This is a genomic window from Bernardetia aquimarina, assembly GCF_042180575.1.
Lineage (GTDB): Bacteria > Bacteroidota > Bacteroidia > Cytophagales > Bernardetiaceae > Bernardetia.
The window spans coordinates 3,071,602-3,091,526 of the sequence record NZ_CP170094.1 but is presented as its reverse complement, the minus strand read 5'-3'; the positions used below and the strand labels follow the sequence as shown (position 1 = coordinate 3,091,526).

Below are 19,925 nucleotides of genomic sequence, written 5' to 3'. Positions count from 1 at the left end.
TTGTAAAGACGTGTTAAACTCTAAAAAAGTTATGATTTTTTATGATTTGTTTTAAAAAAGTTCATCGCCTGCCAAATATTCATCTTCATCTACATCAAAATTGGTTTCTTCTGGTAATGGATATGCTGCAAAAAATCCTTTTTGGTCTTGAATATGCTTACAAATTCGTTCTACTTCTGGCGTATCTACAAAAGCACACTGCAAACGCAAAATATCCGAACCATTAGAAAGAAGCATATCGCCTTGTCCAACAAGCTGCTCTGCTCCTCCTGTATCCAAAATAATCCTAGAGTCAATTTTGGAAGTAACACGAAATGCCATACGAGCAGGAAAATTGGCTTTAATAATACCTGTAACTACATTTACTGACGGACGTTGCGTAGCCACAACTAAATGAATACCAATAGCACGAGCCATTTGAGCCAATCTAGCAATCGGTTTTTCGGCTGCTTTTCCTGCAATAATCATCAAATCAGCAAGCTCATCAATTACCAAAACAATATATGGTAAATAACGATGTTGCTCATCCAAAAGCTGATGTGTTTTGAATTTTTGATTGTATTCTTTTATGTTTCTACAATCTCCATCTTTTAGAAGGTCATAACGACTATCCATTTCTCTACAAAGAGCTTCTAATGTTTTGACTGCATCGACAGAGTCTGTAACAATCGGTTCGGCATTTGGAAGATGTGCTAAATAATGTTTTTCTAGCTTAGAAAACAGCGAAAACTCGACCTTTTTAGGGTCAATCATCACAAATTTGAGTTCACTAGGATGTTTTTTATAAATAAGTGAAGTCAAGATTACATTTATACCAACTGATTTTCCTTGCCCTGTTGCTCCTCCGATAAGAAGATGAGGCATTTTGGTAAGGTCAGCAATAAAAATTTGATTCGAAATATCTTTACCCAAAACTAAAGGCAATTCTTTTCTTGAATGTTTAAAAGATTCGTGTTCTAAAAGCGTTCGGAGAGGGACAATTTCTCTGTCTTTATTCGGAACTTCAATTCCAATAGTTCCCTTTCCTGGCATTGGAGCAATAATACGAATTCCTAAAGCTGAAAGATTGAGCGCAATATCATCTCCCAAATTTCGGATTTGTGCAATCTTTACACCTGGTGCTGGTACAATTTCATAAAGTGTAACAGTAGGTCCTACTTCTGCATGAATTCTTTTTATATCAATTTTAAAATTTTTGAGTGTTTGTTCGATTCTCAATTTGGTTTCATTGAGTTCATCTTTATCAACTTGATGCTTTTTAACAACAGGATTATCTAATAAATCTGTTGGAGGAGATTGGTATTTTGGAAGTTCATCATTCGGATTATAAACCGTAATTCCTGAATAAAGAGGTTTTCCACCTTCTTCTTCGATTAACTCCTCTATATTTTCACCATACAAATCCTTTACTCTACTTACAGATGGAGGCATTGGCAAATCCAAATCTAGTTCTGATTCTGCATTTTTATCTTCTTCTTTGATTTCTTGATTTTGAGAAGATATTTCTTGGTCTTCTTTTTCTGTATTTTGTATTATGTTTTCTACGTTTTTATTTTTTGGAATTTCTTGCTTTGGTGTTTTGGTAGAAGGAATATGAATTGCAAAAGGATTTTCATCTTCTGTTTCTTGATTTTTATTTTCGGAGTCTGTAACACCAAAATCTCTCGCTGAAGGAATAAAAAAACCATCTTTGTCTTTTTGGTCTTCTTCTCTTTTTCCATCTTTTTTAGCTAACTTATTTTTACTATTTGCTTCTTCTTTTGCTTTTTGTATTTCGCTTTTTAGGTCATTTTCTTCGTTTTTCTCTATTTCTTTTCCAAACTGCTCGTTTTTGAGTTCTTTTTGAGGAAGTTGTCTATTTAGATTATCTTTTATTTTAGTGTTACTTTCAAAAGGATTTTCTTGTTTAGTGTCAGTTTCTTTTTGCTCTGTTTGTTTTGTTGTATCAGCACCAAATATTTTCTCAAAGAAAGTTTGTTGTTTGGGTTTGCTCTCTTTATTTTGCTGTTTTGAGTCTTGTTCAATTCTTACGTTCGGTTGTTTTTCTGTTTTGTCTTCAATTTTTATGTTTGGAGAAGATTCTTTATTTGTTTTTATATTATTTTCTTGATTTGTATCTTCAACTTGGTTTTCGGTTTGAGTATGTGCTTTAGTGGCTTCAATTTCCTTAAAGGCATCAACAGAAGCAGAAGGCACAGGATTTTGAACACTTGTTTTTTGTTTATTTGTATCTTTTTTGTCTTTCTTATCTGAAAAGTTAGTGTATAATTCGATATTCAAACGGTCTTTTCCAAAGAAATAACCAAAACCCACTAAGGCAGTAATAATAAAAATAGGCGTAAAAATCTGTCCAAAAAGAGCCGAAATAGCATAGCCAATTCCACCACAAAGAAATGCCCAAGCTGTTTGAGTTTCGGTCATATACACCAAATACCCCAAAATAGAACTCATCAAAAAAATCACAAAAAACAAACTAACCGATAATTCTTTCCATTTATTAAAAGCATATTTTCCTATCAAAACGAGTCCAGAAGTCGCTCCAATAACCAAAAGCAGAAAAGCACCAATTCCAAACCAACGCTCAATCAAAAAGTGAGAAAGTACTGCTCCAAACATTCCTAACCAATTTTGAGGCTTCTCTTGGGTAGGCGTATCTGAAAAGAATCCCAAAACAAGGCTTTGGTCAGCTTCCCCTGTATAAATAAAAGATACAAATGAGATAGCCAACAATACAACAAAAACCCAAATACCAATCGCAGAAATTAAATTGATTAGTGAAGAGGAAGTAGAGTTATTTGTAGTATCTTGATTAGAAGACGAAAAAACATCTTTCATTTTTTGAGAAAATGAAGATATAGAGTTTTGTGTATTTCCATTTTCTATTATTTCTTCCTCTGTTTCTTGAGAAGAACTTTGATTATCAAAAATGGATTTTTTAAATGAATTATCTGCCATAAAAAATGAATGTATAAAATACTGGCTTGTATAAATGATGGTATCAACTATCTTTAAAAGTAGAATGACTAACTAACAAAAATAGCAATTTTTAGCATTTTTGCTACTATATTTTAATTATTTTGCTTAAATTTTTATCAATTAATCAAATTTAAAAAAAAGTAAGACATTAAAAATGAAATTAAGAAATAAGTTAATCTTCTCAATAGGTATAATTGGATTAGGAAGTATTGCATTTTATAACCTTACATTATTTAGGAAGATATTTATACACCCATTTTTTTGAAGTGAAAACCATAGTTGGTGTACAATTAGGACTTGCTATTAAATTCTACTCTATTATTTTATTTGCTTTACTTGCTGTATCTGTCTTGTATCAATTATTTTTCAAACAAAAAAAATACGTTCATATTTTTGCTTCTCTTATATTTCTTTCTTGTTTAGTAATTGGAGGTTTTTTTCTGGTTCATCCTCTTAGGGCAACTCATATTACACTTTGTGCAATAATCAGCTTTTCTATTGTTCAACTTTTAATTATTAAAGCAAATGAAACTTTTCTAAAGTTTAAGTAATTTATTCTCTATAAGATTCTTCAAAGGCTACTTTAAGTCAGAAATTAAAAAACATGAAATCACAATATATTATTCTTCTACTGTTTGTTTTCTACTTTATATCTTCTTTTCAGTTATTCAAAACAAATAGCTGGAATGAGCTAAAAGAAGCAACCCATCAATTAGGTTTTTGTATTTATAAAATCGATGAACCTAATTGCAAAAAACATAGCCAATTGGATAGTACTACAAATTTGCCACGAGTATTTCCATTAGAAGAAGAGTGGGCATCAGAAAGACTTAAAGGTTGGTCTGAAACACAAAACACAAATATTAATGATGGATTGATACTTTTTGATTTAGTTCAAGAACACACTCTTCCAAAAAAATCTTTTAATAGCTTTTTGATACTCAATTTATCTACTACTCACTTAGAATCTTCTCAAATTAGTATTCAAAATGAGATAACCTACCTTACATTAAAAGGAAATAAAATAGTTTATTGTACTATGTGGCGAGAATTTGGAACTGGTAGAGGAGGGGTGTTAGTAGAAGAAATGAATATAGAATTTAGAAATAATAGTAGTACAAAAGTCAAAAATTTTATTGAAAAATTAGACAAATATCAAAAATTAGGTTTTAAAAAATAAGATTAAAATGAATACACACATCAATTCGAAACAAAAATTTCTTCAACTCTCTTTTTATAGTGGACTAATTGCTATTATTATTTTGCTTGTTATTAGTGTTTCTCCGTTAGAATTTATTTTTATTAAACATCAACTTATGTATTGGAGAGTTTTCTTGTATGGAAATATAATTACGTTTATTATTTATGTGTTGTTCATTCGTCATTTGATGAGGGAAAGAGTTTTAATACATCTGTATTGGTGTGTCTGTTTTTAGCTTTTATTTTGCTTGTTTATTCCAACAAACCAAGTAAAGATAGTCAATGGAAAGAAAATAAGGTCTTGGCAGTCAATAAACAAGACAAATCAGAAAAAGTAGTTATGCAATCAAAAATTAGCTCTGGAATTAAGAGAGAATATGAAAGAAGAATAGTAAAGAAAACCCAACTAAATAACTACCTAAACTGGTGTGAAGAAATTTATGATAAAAACAAATTAGATGGAAATTGGGAAGTTTATGAGGATTTTTCATTTTAAGAATTGTATTACATTAAATAATTGAAAATGAGGCCTCTATCAAAAATTAATTTTCTGTTTGCATTTTTTTATTTTTGACTATTTTTTTTGATTTTCTAATTGTTTTAAAAGCAGTTCTATTTTTAATCTTTCTTGTTCTATTAAGTAGTTATATGCTACAATTTTGTTAGATTTGATTTTTTATTTCAAAAAACACAATTTTATATTTCTGATGCGTTTTATAGCTCCCCTAAGTATTTTTCAAGAACAGGAACTTCGTCGTTATTTATCTAGTAGTGATGTAAAACTCTTACCAAGAGAACGTAAACGATTTAGTTCAATTTGTTTGAGTTCCAAACATAAGTTTACTATTAAGGAGCTTTCAGCACAATTTGATGTGAGTGAAAATAGTATAAAAAGTTGGTTTGATAGGTACGAATCAATGGGCTGTTTGGGGCTTTTAGATAAAAACATGGCTCATTCTCAAAGTAGTTTAGCTACTGAAAATGCAGAAATTATTTTAGAAGCTGTAAAACAAACACCTCAAAATTTAAAAAGAACCGTTGTTTTATTGAAAAAAGAACATCAAATTGAAACTAATCCTTCTATTCTAAAACGTTTTCTTAAAAAAAAAAGTGGAGTTGGAGACGAATACAAAAATCGCTAAAATCTCAACGAGATGAGTGGATGCACGACTTTTTTAAGAAAGAGCTTGACTGGTGGTTAAAAGAAGAAGAAAAGGGAGAGGTAGAAGTGTGGTTTAGTGATGAGAGTAGTTTTCATCTAAATCCTAATAGTATGTATGGTTGGCAAGAAAAGACTTTGGAGACGCTTAAAAAAGTATTTTTACCTGCCAACCGTGCTAGAGGAGCAAATATCTTAGGATTTATGCGAACTAATAATGAAAGCGAATTTTATGAATTCTATCAATCTATGGATGCAGATACGTTTATTGCTTGTGTAAATAATTTTATTGAAAAACGAGCAAAAGGGCAGAAAATACTCTTGATTTTAGATAGAGCGACCTCTCACAGCAATCATAAAGTAGATAAAGCAATAAAAAAGTGGAAAGAAAAAAATGTATTTATTCAATTCCTTCCTTCTTATTGTTCAGACTTAAATTATATTGAAATGTTGTGGAAACATATTAAGCATTATTGGTTAGATATAGCAGCTTGGACAAATGTGAAAACGCTCCAAAAGGCTGTTTTAGATATATTAGCTCAGTTTGGAAAAGAAAAAGAATATACTATAAATTTTGCACCCTCTTAATTAAAATAGCATTATTAATAAGAGAAAATCAAAAATAACAAAATTGTTATGAGCAACTACTTAATTTTTCAGTTTTTGCTTTACTTTCAGCTAGTGCTTGTTCTAATTTTTGCTTTTCTTCTTCTAGTTGTTTTTGTTTCTCCTGTTCTATTTTTTCAATTTCTACACGCATTTTTTCTTGTATTTCTGCCTTTGTTTTTTCAAAATCATTTTTGTTATTTTCCATAATTCAAGTTTTTTAGAGTTGATTGTGTACGCAAAAATGCTAAGAAACATGTTTATTTCCTTCTTTTTCTACCATTCCTTTACAAACTATGGCTTTTTCTTAATAATCATCGCCTTCTCCTTCTTCTTCCTGTATTTTTTGTTGTAGAGGTGTTCCTTTGATATAGAGTTTTTTAAGACTTTGCTTTTTGAGTTGTTCGGCTATCTCCATACTATCTAATTTTGTATCTATCAAAACCAGTGTTTCAAGTTTTTTACAGGTTATGATAGGAGTAAGGTCTTGAACTTCTGTTTTTTGAGCATCTAAAATTTCTAAATTGGGTTTGTTTTCCAAACCTTCTAATGACTTAATTTGTGTTTCACCACAAAATAATTTTTCTAGTTTTACCAACTCAGAAAGAGGTTTTAAGGTTTTTATTTGAGTTTGATAAATATACAAATCCTTTAAATTTACTAACTTTTCAAGCCCTTTCAATGAATTTAACTCTGTTTCACCTACCTCTAAAAGCTCTAATTTTGTAGCGTTTTTTAGAGAAGAAATACTTTTAATTTTGGTTTTGTTGAGAAACATTTTTTTCAAATGAATGAAGTTTTCTAATACATCAATTTTTTCTACTTCTGTTTCTGAAACAGAAAGGATTTCTAAATTTTTGGCGTTTTTGAGTGGCTCTATATCTATAACTTTACTATCATTTAATTGAACTTCGGTAAGTTGTGTCATATTCGAAAGCACAGAAATATCACTTATTTTTGTATTCCCCAAACCAATTACACGAAGTTTTACAAGATTTTTGAGAGAGGAAATATCTTCTACAAGTGTCCAGTTTAGATACAACTCTTCCAAATTTACCAGTTTTGATAAGGGAGAAATATCTGTTACAGGAGTTCGCCACGCTAAAATAGATTTTAATTTTTTGAGTTTGGATAATGGCGAAAAATCTTTGATTCCTGTTGCTATAAAACTCACTTTTTCCAAATTATCAAGATTTTTGAGAGCCGAAATATCTTTAACTTTTGTATGTGCTAAATAAAGACGTTCAAGACTAGAAACCGAACTTAAAGCAGAAATATCAGCCACACCAGTTCCAGAAAGAGATAATTTTTTAAGATTTTTGAGAGAAGAAAGTGAAGCAATAGAATTAATTCCTGCACATTTTTGCACCCAAATTTCCTCTAAGTTTTCCAGTTGAGAAATAGGAGAAAGGTCTGAAAGAAGTGTTCGTTCTGCATCTATTTTACGCAAGTTTTTGGCATTTTGCAAAGGCTCTAACGAACTGACAGGGCAGTATGAAAAATTGACTTCCTCCAAAAAAGGTAAATCTTTTAATGGATTAATATCCAAAATAAGTTTGTTGTAATATTCTTCTGTTCCTGCACAATCTATTTTTTTGAGATTATAGATTTTTTCCAAATTTTGAGCTGTTGGAATGCTGTCTATTTCGTGATTATATCTAAAATAAAGCTGCCAACCTTCATTCAAATCATTCCACCATTTTTGATTGATGTTGTTTTTTTGAGCAAAAGTTGATAGAGAAATACATATAAAAACAGAACATAGAATAAGAAAACGAAGGGTTGCCATAGATTTTTTTTAGAATAGTAGATTACTTTTTTGACTATATGAGAATTAACGACAAAAATTTGATTTTGATATACTTTTACTTTCTTACAAATAGAAAATTGATGCCAAAATCTATTTTTCAGTAAAATCAAATATGAAATGCTTTAAAATTCCAATTTCAATATGTTCTGACTCATAATAAAAATCATGTAAATCAGATTTTTTGAAATTTAAAAACTCTGCATCTCGTTTGTCTTTCTTTAGTAGAGAGTTGATTCCTTCTACTGTAAGTTCTAGATTTCCTTTTAACAAATAACCCACTAAACAACCATTTTCATATTTCTTTGATGTGAAATTATCTATTCCTGTATTTATATATCTACGTTTGAGTTGTGAACCTTTTAAGCCCTTCTGCTCAATATTTTTAGCTTCAATAAAATAAATATGTTCAAATGCAGAAACAAAATTTGAAAATCTTAAATCTATTCTAGCAAATTTTGCAGAAAAACCTTTCGTTTTTTGAGTATCATTTTTAGGTAAATGATGTTCGACATTCGTATGTATTTGCCATTCTAATCTAAGTGGATTCTCACTAATGTAACGATTTAGTTCAGCAGTAATATCATTTTCCTCTAAATCTATCTTTACAGAATTATTCTTTATGGCAGATTTATAGGCTGAAACAAATAACTTTAAACACTTTATTTCAAAACTATCCTTAAATTTCTTGCGAATACTTTTTTGTACGGACATAGTAATTTAGTTATCTGTTAGAATTTCAAGAATTAGTTCAGAAGCATCTTCTAAAGCCATTGACTTTGTCCAAAAACGTCTTTGATTTGGACGTATTATATAAACATCATTACCTGTTTTATAATTGAGTTTTTTTCTAAAATAGATATTAGTAGATTTTTTTTCCACCAAATATTTATCTAATTGTTTGAGTTCATTTGTTAGTTGTTCTTTTGATTCAAAAACTTCTTTTTTTGTATCTTCAAAAGAAATTTTTATCATCATTAAAGGAGAAAATCTATTAACTTTATATATCATAGCATTAGCAAATAACTCATCTCCTTCAAGAAAATTATTTATCTCTTCACAAAATATATGTGTATATTCTGATGTATTGATGATAGGTAATAGGGCTTTTGAGTTTTGTTTGTTTTCAAATAAATCTAAGCTTACTTCTAACATATCATTAATATATATTAGTTGTTTCTTAGATAAGTTTAAAACATCACTAAATAAAATTTCATCAATATACTTTTCTATACTAGAAGATTCATCATATAAGCCGTAAGTATTTCTAGCATCTAAAATTTTATCAAAGCATTTTATTATTTGTGCTTTAGCTTTATCACTTGTAAGTGAAAATAATTCTGGTATTTCTAATACTTCATCTTGAAAAATTTGTTCACGCTCAATTCCCCAAGAAGATCCTACAAGAAAAAGAAAGTATTTTGTTATACTAGAATTTAGAAAACATGTTAATAATTTTTTCTCTGTACTATTTACTTTTCCATTAAATATATAACAAGCTGTGGTACAATATGTAAAATAATCTATGTAAGAAGAAATAATTTTTTTGTCTGTCTGTCCTTTCTTTAATATCACAAAAGGAGGCTTGAATAGTTTTTTATCAATATTTCTAAAAAACTTATCATTTGGCTTACAAGCATTTTCTAAAGTATAATATCTTTCTATGAGCCTAGTATCTAATATTTTTTTAGGTATAAAGTCTTGTTTTGCAGAAGCTCCATGTAATCCCACTTTAGGAAGATGCCATCCATTTTCTTTATTTTTGAAATATGTTTTTAGTGTATCTGAAGTTTTAGTTAGATTATTTACTATCTCAAAGTCTCCCATTCCACCCCACATTGCGATTTTCCAAATTTTGGTATTTGGATTTTGACATTCTTCTCTAGGTAAATATTTTACATCTGTACTATCAAGACTTATTCCTTCAATAATATTTGTCTTAATAAATGTCTTAGGAGCATAATAAATAATTCTATTTAAAGGCTTTTTTGGAGATTCTTTTCTGTAAAATAGAATACTAATTGGTACAGTAACTGACTCAAAAAGTTGTCCTCCGAAATTTTTTGGAGCATTTCTTAAAATAGAAAAATTATAAATTTTTTCTACATAACAATCATTGAACAGCCATTTTCTGAAATTTTGGTATGTTCCACGTGTATTTGTTAAAACTTTTGTATTAAAAATAAGTGCAATTTCTCCATTGGGCGAAAATTTAACTGCCTTGTGCAAGAAAGGTAATACCATTTCTTGTGCAAAATTATGTTCAGTATTATAACTACTAATAGATGAAAGTAGATTGTTTGTACCAAAAGGAGGATTTCCAACAACTAAATCAAATTCAATTTTTTCAATTTCTTCATTTTCTAAAATTGTATCTCTACAATAAAGATTTTTTCCTTGTTTCTTGACTGATTTACTTTTTGGATCATTAATTAAATAAGGAAGTTGATGCTTTTTGTCTTGCCAAATTGTTTTTGGGTCTAAATTATCTACCAAAGCTAAATACAAACTAAAAGCTGCTACTTTTATTGATTGGGAATTTATCTCAATTCCAAATATATTATCAGTAAGAAGTTTTGACAATGTTTTAAAATCATCAAGTTTTGTATTGTGATTATTTTCATATCGCTTAACCAAACGTTTAAAACTTTCCACTAAAAAAATCCCAGAACCACAAGATGGGTCTAAAATTTTTACATTATATTTTTTTTCATGATTATGTAGTGGTAATTTTTCATTCAAAATCAACTCTACTAAAGCAGGAGGAGTATAAAAAGAACCAGTTTGTTTTTTAGACTTCTTATCTATTTCAGACAGAAAGTTTTCATAAATTTCACTCAACAATTCTATCTGAATAATGCTAAAATCAAATAATCTCCAATTGGGAAATAAATTAATTTGAGCAGTTTTATCATTTCCACGAATAAAACATTTTTTGATTAATTGAAGCTGTTTTACTGTAATATCTTCTTCATTTTCTAACGCAAATACATTTCCATTAAAATGTGTATCTAATTTCTCAAATAATGAATTAGTATCTTCTACATTATCAAGAATATCAAAATAAGATGTTGCTCCTTTTTTAATTTTAGAATAAAAAGTTTCGTCAGTTGCTCCTCTATCTTCAAGATATAAGAGAAAAAGAGAACGCATAATAATTTTATGAATAAAATCAATACTTAGTCCTTGATGTTGAAGTTGCTTGGCTGTATTTATCAAACTTTCGACTAAATATTTATCAACTCTTCTTTGCAGGTTTATTTTTTTTCTAATCTTGGCAGCTTCTTCTATTGTCCAAATTATACCTGTATCAATAGCTATGGAAGAAAATAAATTATTTAATTCTTGTAAATCTTTTTTATCAGAAAATTCATAAGATTCTAGTTCAACCTTCTTTATTTCACTTTTAAAATCAAAGTTTTCTTTTTCAATCAATAATGGTTTTTCTGCACAGTTATAAATTTTTATATCTGTTTCTGAATAAACATAGAGAAAAAGAACTTTCTTATAATTCCATGCTTTTTTTTGAACTTCTGCTATTCTTTTAAAAGTATCTTCATCAAAACAATCTACCTTTTTTATAAAAACAGCAGGATAACTAATATTATTTTCATCAGTACAAAAATAGACAGCATCAATACCAAAATCTTTTACTTGAGTTAGGACAGTATTTTGACTTTCAGATACTTTGTTAGCATCTGTAAAAACAGAAATTGCTCTGTCTAAGCCTAATTGTTCTAAATTATTATTCGTTTCCATTTTGTGTTTAGCTGTTTATCTTCATTTTCAAATAAAGAATTTTGTATCAAATATACAAATGATTTTGCTAATTTTATTAGAAAAATCAATTATTTTTTTGTAAGACATTTTTCAACCTTACAAAATTCTAAGAAATCACAAAAGGTTGAGGAGAAAAACAAAGAATAAAAATGATAAAAGTAATTATTCCCAAAGTCATTCTGTTTTTATCTAATGGTGTAACTTGGTTTTGAGTAGGTGGGTGAGAGAGTCCTAAAACTCTTCCCAAAAGAAAGCCAAAAGCTAACCAACCGTAATAACCTTTTGCTTCTGGAAAAAAGCTGACCACCAAAAACTGAAAAGCATAAATTCCTAGAGCAAAAACAACAGCATTAATTGGTTTTTCGGTATTTTTGAGAAAAATAATAAACAAGAAAAAGAGATAAAAAATACTGTACAGCGCAATATCTTCAATTGGGTCTTGAGGTGAAATAAGTCCTAATCCTGCATACGTCAAGAAAAGAGTAAACATTCCCATTGATATTCTTTTGTGCCATTTTTGCCCAAACATTGCATACAAAACGTGTCCACCATCAAGCTGACCAATCGGCATAAGATTCAGAGCCGTAAAAAATAAAGCTAAATAACCTGCAAGCAAAAAAGGATAATGAAAAATTTCTCTATTATTGGGTACCCATTCAGGATTTGGAGCGACATAATTTTTGAAAAATTCAAATAAAAGATTTGTTCCCAGTTCCATACTTGCGCCTTCTGGAATGGCTTTATACACAAAATTTGCATAGTCCAAACCATATTTTTGCCAAGACGGATGCGCTACTTCAATGACATATTCAGGGGAAGGAAGATTTAGAAATCCATAAAAAAGAACACCCAAAGCAATCACAAAACCAGCCAAAGGTCCTGCAACACCAACATCAAAAAGTGATTTTTGAGAAGTAAAAGGCGATTCAATTTTGATAAATGCACCCATTGTACCAATAGTAGAAGCCATTCCCAAAAAACCAAGCCACATAGGAATATAAAAAGGCAAAGAAGCACGAATATTGTGATATTTAGCAGCAAAATAATGTCCGAACTCGTGAACAGTCAAGATTCCTAAAAAGGGAATGGAATAAGCCAGTCCAGCCACAAAACCATCAAAACCAAGTCCACCTCTTCCCAAACCATTAAAACCATCACTATCAAAAAGAAGAATTACAAAACTTTTTTCTCCAAAAATCCATTCTGCACCAGCAAAAGTAGTTGCAAGAAAAGTAATTACAAATAGTAAAATGTGCAACCAATATTTTGGTTTTTTCTTCTTATAAATAACTTCTTCATACAAAAATGGGTTAGAAGTGTTGTTATAAGAAGGTGGATTAAATAAATTATCTTTTTCGTTTTGCATAGTTTATTTGATAGAATACGTTTTATAACACAGAGTTCACGGACAAGCACAGAGAATAAAAATACAATTTTTATATTTTAATGAATACTAATTTTTCTTATCTAAAGTTTTTGTTTAGTCTTACTTGTTTTCTTTTTTTAATATTATTTAATATAGAAAAAGTAGCTGCACAGATTGAAATTACCATTTCATATCAAAATTCTTTTGAAGCAAAACTTCCAAATATTGAGATTCCCAAAAAAACACAATCTATTTTAGAGTTAAATGAGCTAACCACAAATCTACTCCAAAATCTACACAATGAAGGCTATTGGAAAGCAAAAATACTTCCTTTTACAATTAAAAAGAGTAGTGATAGTCTAAATAAATCAAATTCTAAAAATAAAATAGAACTTATTATTGATTTGGGAAAACGAACTTTTTGGAAAGAGTTAAGCACAAAATCACTTCCTAGTTTGATACAAAAAAATGTTATATCAGATTTTCAGCGAAAAGACTTTTTGAAAAAATTACTAAAAAATGACCCAAATATACCTGTCATAACTCAAGATATAAAAAAAATACAAGAAGCTATCTTAAAATATGCCGAAAATAATGGTTATCCGATGGCTAGAACAAGTTTGGACAGCGCAGAAATTATGGAAACTGAAAAAAGACTTTATTTTTCTGCAAGCCTAACTTATCAAAGTGGTGCATTCATTCAATTTGATTCTGTGATTATTGATGGTAATGCAAAAATAAAAAAAGATTTTTTGATGAATTATTTACATATCCAACAAGGAAAAGTATATCAAGAAAATACTGTCAAAAATGCTATTCGTTTACTCAAAACAATGCCTTATCTGAAACTAAATGGAAAACCAAATGTAGAATTTCGATATGATAGAGCTTATCTACGACTTCCACTCAAACGAGTAAAAAGCAGTCAGTTTGATGGTGTAATTGGTTTTTTACCTAAAAGCCAAGCAGGTGGAAGTTCTTCAAATGAAAACGGCTCTTCTTTGCTTCTGACAGGACAAGTAAAATTAAATCTTGTAAACCCTTTTGGAGCAGGAAAAACAATCGCTTTCGAATGGCAACGAATCCGACCCGAATCTCAAACACTTTTTGCCAATTATCAACACCCTAATTTTTTAAAAACAAGTTTGGAAATAGGAGGAAATTTTAATTTTATCAAAGAAGATTCTACTTTTAGTATCGTCGAAAGGCGTGCAAATATAGCTTATCCGAGTGCAAAGTTTGGCAAAATAGGTTTCTTTACATCCCTTCTTACTAGCACACGAACTGGAATTATCAGAAATGCAGATACGGCTAATGTTCCGACAGCAGATAGTCGTTTTTGGCATTACGGAATTTCACATTCGTATAATACCTTAGACGATGTTTATTTTCCAAGAAAGGGTTTTCAAATTGTTACTGAAATCTCAACAGGAAACAAAACTTTTACTGATTCGCTGAGTAGAAGTCGAATTTCGGATACTCAAAACCCAAATACAGAAAATGATGATTTTAGCAATCCTCAATTAAAATTTAGTACAGATATAAATCTATTTTTTAAAATAAATAAATTATCTTCTCTTCGTCTTAAAACACAAATTCAGTTTATAGAAAGTAAAGATTTATTTTTGAATGAACTTTTGAGAGTAGGAGGATTGCAAAATCTTCGTGGTTTTGACCCTAATAGTTTTTTTGTTTCTCGTTATGGACTTTTGGGGGCAGAATGGCGTTTTTACTTCGAAGAGCGTTCTTATTTGATGGCTTTTGCAGAACAAGCAGCAGTTCGGGCGCATACTCGCAGGAATGAAGCCTATTTAGATTTGCCTACTTCGGCAGGTGCAGGAATTAGTTTTGCAACCAAAACAGGGTTTTTTTATTTTGTTTATGCGATGGGAAATTCGAAAACACAACCTATTTCTGTTATTAATTCAAAGATTCATTTTGGTCTGATAAGTCAATTTTAATAAAAGATGTAATGTAGCCTTTAGGCTGCAAAATTCTTTTAAAAAAGAAAAGCAGATAATCAATCAAATTGACTACCTAAGTAGTTAGACATAATTATCGTAACAATTTTCCTTTATATATAGTAAAATCAATTTTATACTTTTTACTATTGTATTTTTTTAGAATATTTTTTACAGCTTGATGTAAGTCTTCTTTACTCGTGAAATCTTGAGGTCTTAACCACTCTATTTTGATTTTTCTCCATAGTGTTTCTATGGGATTCAAATGTGGACTGTAAGAAGGTAAGTAGAAAATAAGTACTCCTTTCTCTTCCCATTCCTCTATTTTCTCTTCTATTTCTTTAGAAATATGCCAAGGTCCATTATCTAACACTAGAACAGTCGTTTTTTCAATTGTTTCTACAAACTGATCTATACAATCAATGATAACTTTAGAATTAATGTTTTGGGTGCTTACAAAACTGCTTAGTTCTCCACGCAAGTTAAGCAATCCAAATACATTTAAATTACCTCCCTTACTACTTTTAATGCCTACTTGTTCTCCTATTCTACACCAACCATAAGGAACATTGGGTTCTAAATTGAAGGAAGACTCATCACAAAAACGCAAATCTATACAGCCTGCTAAAAATAAAAGAATGAGAAATTCTAAACTACGTTTTTTTTCTTCATATACAACAGGGTCAGGTTTCTTAACAGTTACTTTTCTGAAGCGTTTCCAACACCATTTTTTTTTTAAGCAACCTTTTTAAAGTCTTGACTGACATAGATTTACCCAATTCCTCTTCCAATTGAGAAACAACTACTTTCAAACTTTGAGGACTGGCTTCAACTAGAGATTCTACTTTATTCATTTCTTCTTCATTATCTATACGAAGAATAGGGCGACGACCTTGTCCTTTACTCGTCTCTAATCCTGCTATGCCCTCTTTTTCATACCGATTAAACCAACGAATAACTAATTGGCGAGTAACTTGATAAAAATCCATTATCTCACTAACCTTTTTTCCTTGATGGCTTAAAAGAATGTAATGACAACGAGTACGGAAAGTTGATGATTTACCTTCTTTCCAACCTTGCTCTAAGGAAGATACTTCCTCTATACTCAAACTAATAAAACGTTTTTTTCCTCTCATAAAACAAAGATAAAAAAAATATTTAATAATTTTGTCTAACTACTTACTTCCTTTTGGACGATAATAGTTTGACAAAAGTACGATAAAAACTTTGATATTGATATTTTTATCTTGAAATTGTCTATTAACAAGTGTTATAAATATTTTTATATCAAAAAAAATAAAGATACATTATTATTCTACTTTTTTTATAATATTTTTGTAAATTAAATATTTTACCAATTTTTATTTTCTAAAAAATGATTGATGATTAGATGAATTATTTTTTGCTTAGATTAATAATTTGAGTAGTATTTTTGCTTAATTATAAACTTATACTTTGTGCATTTTAATTTTTTCTGTTTTCTTAGTTTAACTTTTATAGAATGAAAATCAAATTCGCTTTATTTTTTGCTGTTTTCTTAATTTCCTTTTCGATATTTTCTTTCGTTTCTGCTCAAAATACAGACGGCAAAGTGGAGGGCAGATTAGAAAATAAAATGAAAAATATCACAGGTAAAAAATGGGGTTTGGCTCATTATATAGAAATTTATATTGATGAATCAGATACTCTCTTTAGTGTCAGAGATTGTGAAAAAGAATTTTTAGAACTAAATGAAGATAAAAGTTATAATTTTTCTGCCTTTGATAGAACGGAAAAAGGAACTTGGCAAACTGAAAATGACTCTACTTTTGTCTTGAAAAAACAAAATGGAAAAGTGCTTCGTAGATATGAAATTTATGGAATTTCTTCAACTGGTAAATTTGACAGTATGGCAATTTTAGATATTACGCAGCGAAATAGCTACTTAGAAGTTTATGCTGAATGTAAAAAAGATGATGTTAGTCAGTTTTATGATTCTCGTTCTTTATTTCAAGAAACTGTTGGTTGGGGAATTGTTGGGGGATTTCATTATTATTACAGTCCTGTTTTAGAACTCGGAATTGCCAAAGCAAAATGGAATTGGAAAAAAACATTTTTTGCCGTTTCGCTTTCAGGAGAAATTGCACCTTTCAACAACTCATTTAAAGAAGAATATGACGTTAGACAAAACTCAACAGGTACACTAGATTCCATTCAAACCTCTCCTTGGAACAACTATTATGGACTTGCTCTGACAGGCTGGACACAGTCTTGGGTAGCTTTAGGAGGTGCTGCAACCATTCATACAGACGGAGAAAAAGTAAATCCGGGAGTTCGTATTTTGATGGGAGTTTCGCCCAGAACTTTATTTGGTGCTGGAAATATGGGTAAAATCGGAAATGGTTTGCATTTTACTTATTCCTATCAATTTCTTATCGTTCCACAAGGACTTGATAAAGTAATTACTAATCTAAACCGTCATGCTTTTTCGCTTCGCTTTGTGATTCCTGTCAAAACTAGAGAAGTAGAAACTCGTAAGATTTTGGATTATGAGAATTAGAATGTAGTAGGGTAGGATTGGCGAGTGATTTTTATGGTCTATATGATGAATGAAGATAAATACAATTTCAATACGTAATTAAATTTCCAATTGCGTTTATCCTGTAATTATCATATAAATTACTCGCTAATCAGTTACAGTATTTTTCTTCATCTCATTTACTAAATCCTTTGTCGTTTTTCGGCTTCCGTCATGACTCCACCCTGGAGGTTGTATCAGATAATTAATTCTATGTTTCCATGAGATAGGTTTTCTAATATCTTCCCAAATTTTTTCATATTCATAAGAAGCAATACGAATTGGATTGTAAGTTTCTAAATTCTGAACAAGTCCGTAGATTGGTTTCTCTTGGTCTTCTTTTATAAATGTTCCGAAAAGCCTATCCCAAATAATAAAAATTCCTGCATGGTTTTTATCTAAATATTTGACATTTGTAGCATGATGAACTCTATGATGAGAAGGTGTATTCATAAAATACTCCAAAAAACCAAGCCTTCCAACAGCTTCTGTATGCAAAAAAAACTGATAAATAAGACTAATAGACATCATCACAAACATCATAATTGGATGAAAACCAAGCAGAGGCATCCACAGCCAAAAGATATATTTATAAAACATCTCTGTCCAACTTTGACGCAACGCAACAGCCAAATTATAACTCTGTGCCGAATGATGATTGGAATGTGCAGCCCACAAAATACGCACTTGATGACTTAATCTATGATGCCAATAAAAAGAAAAATCATCTGCAAAAACGAGTAAAATCCAAACCCACCAAACATTAGGCAAGGTAAAAAGACGGAAATTATCATAAATCCACATATAAATTCCGATATAAAAAATTTTGGCTAAAAGACTCAAGAAAATAGAACCAATTCCCATTGCTATCGAAGCAAAAGCATCTTTTTTAGTGTACCATTCTTTTTTTTGAGCTAAATCAATTCCTAACTCTAGTAAAATCAAGAGTAGAAAAAAAGGGGCAAAATAGGTAACTGGGTCGCTCTGACTTATTTTGTCAAAAGAATCTTTTATGTGTTCGTAATTCCAAATCATTTTTACTGTCTCAATTATTTTGTGTTTGTTTTACTAATTATAACGTATTTGTTGAATCAGAAAGTTTTCTCTAGTAATTTTTTTCTAAGTAAATTCAGAACTGCATTTGTAGTAAGTTGAATATTTAAGTTTCTGTTTTTAGTAAGTTGATAAGTTTTTGAAATAGTTTCATTTTCATCAGAATAGGCAACCCAAACTGTTCCAACAGGTTTTTCTGGTGTGCCTCCACCTGTTCCTGCTACGCCTGTTGTAGAAATTCCAATTTTTGTTCCTAGCGTTTTTCTTACTCCTTCTGCCATTTCTAAGGCTGTTTGTTCGCTGACTGCTCCATGTTTTATTATAGTGTCTAGTGTTACTCCCAAAACTTTCATTTTGACATCGTTTGAGTAGGCAATTACGCCACCTTCAAAAAAAGCTGATGCACCTTCATGCTGTGTAAATGTGCGAGCTGCATATCCACCTGTACAACTTTCTGCAATCGATAAGGTAAGTTTTTTTTCTTTTAATAAATCAGCTACAACTCCTTCTATTGTTTCATCATCAAAACCATAAACATATTTTTCTATAAGAGGAACTACTTTTTTTAGTTGATTATCTAGTTCTTTCTCAATTTTTTCTTTGTCATCTCCTTCACTTGTCAGTCTCAAAGTTACTTTTCCCAAATGTGGAAGATACGCCAAACGAACATGAGTAGGTAATTCATTTTCCCATTCTTCAATCGTTTGAGCCAAAATAGACTCTGGAACTCCTATGGTTTGAATTTTTTTATGAACAATAAAAGGAGGTTTGAAAAACGCTAGTAATTTAGGAATAACCTCTTTTTGCATTATATTTTCTGTTTCATACGGCACACCAGGCATTGAAACAAATACACAACCATCTTTCTCAAACCACATGGCTGGAGCAGTTCCATATTCATTATGAATAACTTGACAGTTTGTTGGAACATCAGCTTGTGAAATATTTAGATCTGTCATCATTCTTCCTCTACTAGAAAAAAGATTTTCAATGTGTTTCAAAACGGCTGCATCTCTTCGCATTCCTACCTTAAAATATTCTGCAAATGTTTTTTTTGTAATATCATCTTTTGTAGGACCAAGTCCTCCAGTAATCAAAACTACTTTTGCCACCTTTGCCATTTCCTCAAAAGAATCTAAGATTACTTGCCTCTCATCAGCAATAGAAATATGTTTGATAACCTTAAAACCAACATCAGTTAGCATTTTGGAAAGAGAATGAGCATTGGTGTTGAGTGTTTGTCCGTAAAGAAGTTCGTCGCCGATAGCAACAATGTAAGCTGGAATCATTTTGGAAATAGTTGGTATATAACAGATTTAATTGTCTGTATAAATTTAAGTAGAAACTTTAGAAAGAAATTAAAGTTACGAACAAAATATCACTTTTTTGCATAGCTTGAGAAGTAATACTATTAGGCTAAAATTTTGTCATTTGTACTTATTTGATTCAAACATAATAAA

The 19,925-nt window shown here is 30.0% G+C and carries 15 protein-coding genes and 1 pseudogene; 6 read left to right on the top strand and 10 right to left on the bottom strand.

Annotation, left to right across the window (positions count from 1 at the left end; all coding sequences use genetic code 11):
* Positions 1–51: 51 nt before the first annotated feature.
* On the bottom strand, positions 52–2,955 hold the full coding sequence (locus ACE193_RS13150; protein ID WP_375558690.1) for a DNA translocase FtsK 4TM domain-containing protein: 2,904 nt from the start codon (positions 2,953–2,955) through the stop codon (positions 52–54).
* 625 nt (positions 2,956–3,580) lie between these two features.
* Between ACE193_RS13150 and ACE193_RS13145 the strand changes: the two genes are divergently transcribed.
* From ACE193_RS13145 to ACE193_RS13130, 4 genes are all read left to right on the top strand, one after another.
* Positions 3,581–4,156, top strand: a complete 576-nt coding sequence (locus ACE193_RS13145; RefSeq protein ID WP_375558689.1) for a hypothetical protein — start codon at positions 3,581–3,583, stop codon at positions 4,154–4,156.
* Between the two features lie 141 nt (positions 4,157–4,297).
* Positions 4,298–4,672 (top strand): hypothetical protein, encoded by a 375-nt coding sequence (locus tag ACE193_RS13140; RefSeq protein ID WP_375558688.1) that lies wholly within the window; start codon positions 4,298–4,300, stop codon positions 4,670–4,672.
* Positions 4,673–4,883: 211 nt separating this feature from the next.
* The gene (locus tag ACE193_RS13135; protein WP_375558687.1) at positions 4,884–5,318 is read left to right on the top strand and encodes a hypothetical protein; all 435 of its coding nucleotides are present in this window, start codon (positions 4,884–4,886) and stop codon (positions 5,316–5,318) included.
* 20 nt (positions 5,319–5,338) lie between these two features.
* Positions 5,339–5,923, top strand: coding sequence for an IS630 family transposase (locus tag ACE193_RS13130; protein WP_375558686.1), 585 nt, complete (start codon positions 5,339–5,341; stop codon positions 5,921–5,923).
* A gap of 46 nt (positions 5,924–5,969) precedes the next feature.
* Here the strand turns inward: ACE193_RS13130 and ACE193_RS13125 are convergent, their stop codons facing one another.
* From ACE193_RS13125 to ACE193_RS13105, 5 genes are all read right to left on the bottom strand, one after another.
* Positions 5,970–6,149, bottom strand: a complete 180-nt coding sequence (locus ACE193_RS13125) for a hypothetical protein (RefSeq protein ID WP_375558685.1) — start codon at positions 6,147–6,149, stop codon at positions 5,970–5,972.
* 99 nt (positions 6,150–6,248) lie between these two features.
* A complete protein-coding gene (locus tag ACE193_RS13120) occupies positions 6,249–7,730 on the bottom strand; it encodes a leucine-rich repeat domain-containing protein (RefSeq protein ID WP_375558684.1) in 1,482 nt (493 codons plus the stop codon).
* Positions 7,731–7,841: 111 nt separating this feature from the next.
* A complete protein-coding gene (locus ACE193_RS13115; RefSeq protein ID WP_375558683.1) occupies positions 7,842–8,462 on the bottom strand; it encodes a hypothetical protein in 621 nt (206 codons plus the stop codon).
* Between the two features lie 6 nt (positions 8,463–8,468).
* Positions 8,469–11,507: a class I SAM-dependent DNA methyltransferase gene (locus tag ACE193_RS13110; protein ID WP_375558682.1), complete on the bottom strand. Its 3,039-nt coding sequence runs from the start codon at positions 11,505–11,507 to the stop codon at positions 8,469–8,471.
* Between the two features lie 127 nt (positions 11,508–11,634).
* A complete protein-coding gene (locus ACE193_RS13105) occupies positions 11,635–12,894 on the bottom strand; it encodes a site-2 protease family protein (protein WP_375558681.1) in 1,260 nt (419 codons plus the stop codon).
* Positions 12,895–12,974: 80 nt separating this feature from the next.
* Here ACE193_RS13105 and ACE193_RS13100 point away from each other — a divergent pair, with 80 nt between their 5' ends.
* A complete protein-coding gene (locus tag ACE193_RS13100) occupies positions 12,975–14,855 on the top strand; it encodes a POTRA domain-containing protein (protein ID WP_375558680.1) in 1,881 nt (626 codons plus the stop codon).
* A 94-nt stretch (positions 14,856–14,949) separates the two neighbouring features.
* On the opposite strand, the pseudogene ACE193_RS13095 reads toward ACE193_RS13100, so the two are convergent.
* Positions 14,950–15,516, bottom strand: a pseudogene (locus ACE193_RS13095) (IS630 family transposase); the annotation flags it as partial.
* A gap of 31 nt (positions 15,517–15,547) precedes the next feature.
* Positions 15,548–15,991: a helix-turn-helix domain-containing protein gene (locus ACE193_RS13090; protein WP_375558679.1), complete on the bottom strand. Its 444-nt coding sequence runs from the start codon at positions 15,989–15,991 to the stop codon at positions 15,548–15,550.
* A gap of 365 nt (positions 15,992–16,356) precedes the next feature.
* Between ACE193_RS13090 and ACE193_RS13085 the strand changes: the two genes are divergently transcribed.
* Positions 16,357–17,394 carry a hypothetical protein gene (locus ACE193_RS13085; RefSeq protein ID WP_375558678.1) on the top strand — a complete coding sequence of 346 codons (1,038 nt, stop codon included), beginning with the start codon at positions 16,357–16,359 and terminating at the stop codon, positions 17,392–17,394.
* Between the two features lie 126 nt (positions 17,395–17,520).
* Here the strand turns inward: ACE193_RS13085 and ACE193_RS13080 are convergent, their stop codons facing one another.
* Both ACE193_RS13080 and ACE193_RS13075 read right to left on the bottom strand, forming a co-directional pair.
* Positions 17,521–18,447, bottom strand: coding sequence for a sterol desaturase family protein (locus tag ACE193_RS13080; protein WP_375558677.1), 927 nt, complete (start codon positions 18,445–18,447; stop codon positions 17,521–17,523).
* A 56-nt stretch (positions 18,448–18,503) separates the two neighbouring features.
* A complete protein-coding gene (locus ACE193_RS13075; RefSeq protein WP_375558676.1) occupies positions 18,504–19,754 on the bottom strand; it encodes a competence/damage-inducible protein A in 1,251 nt (416 codons plus the stop codon).
* Positions 19,755–19,925 lie beyond the last annotated feature (171 nt).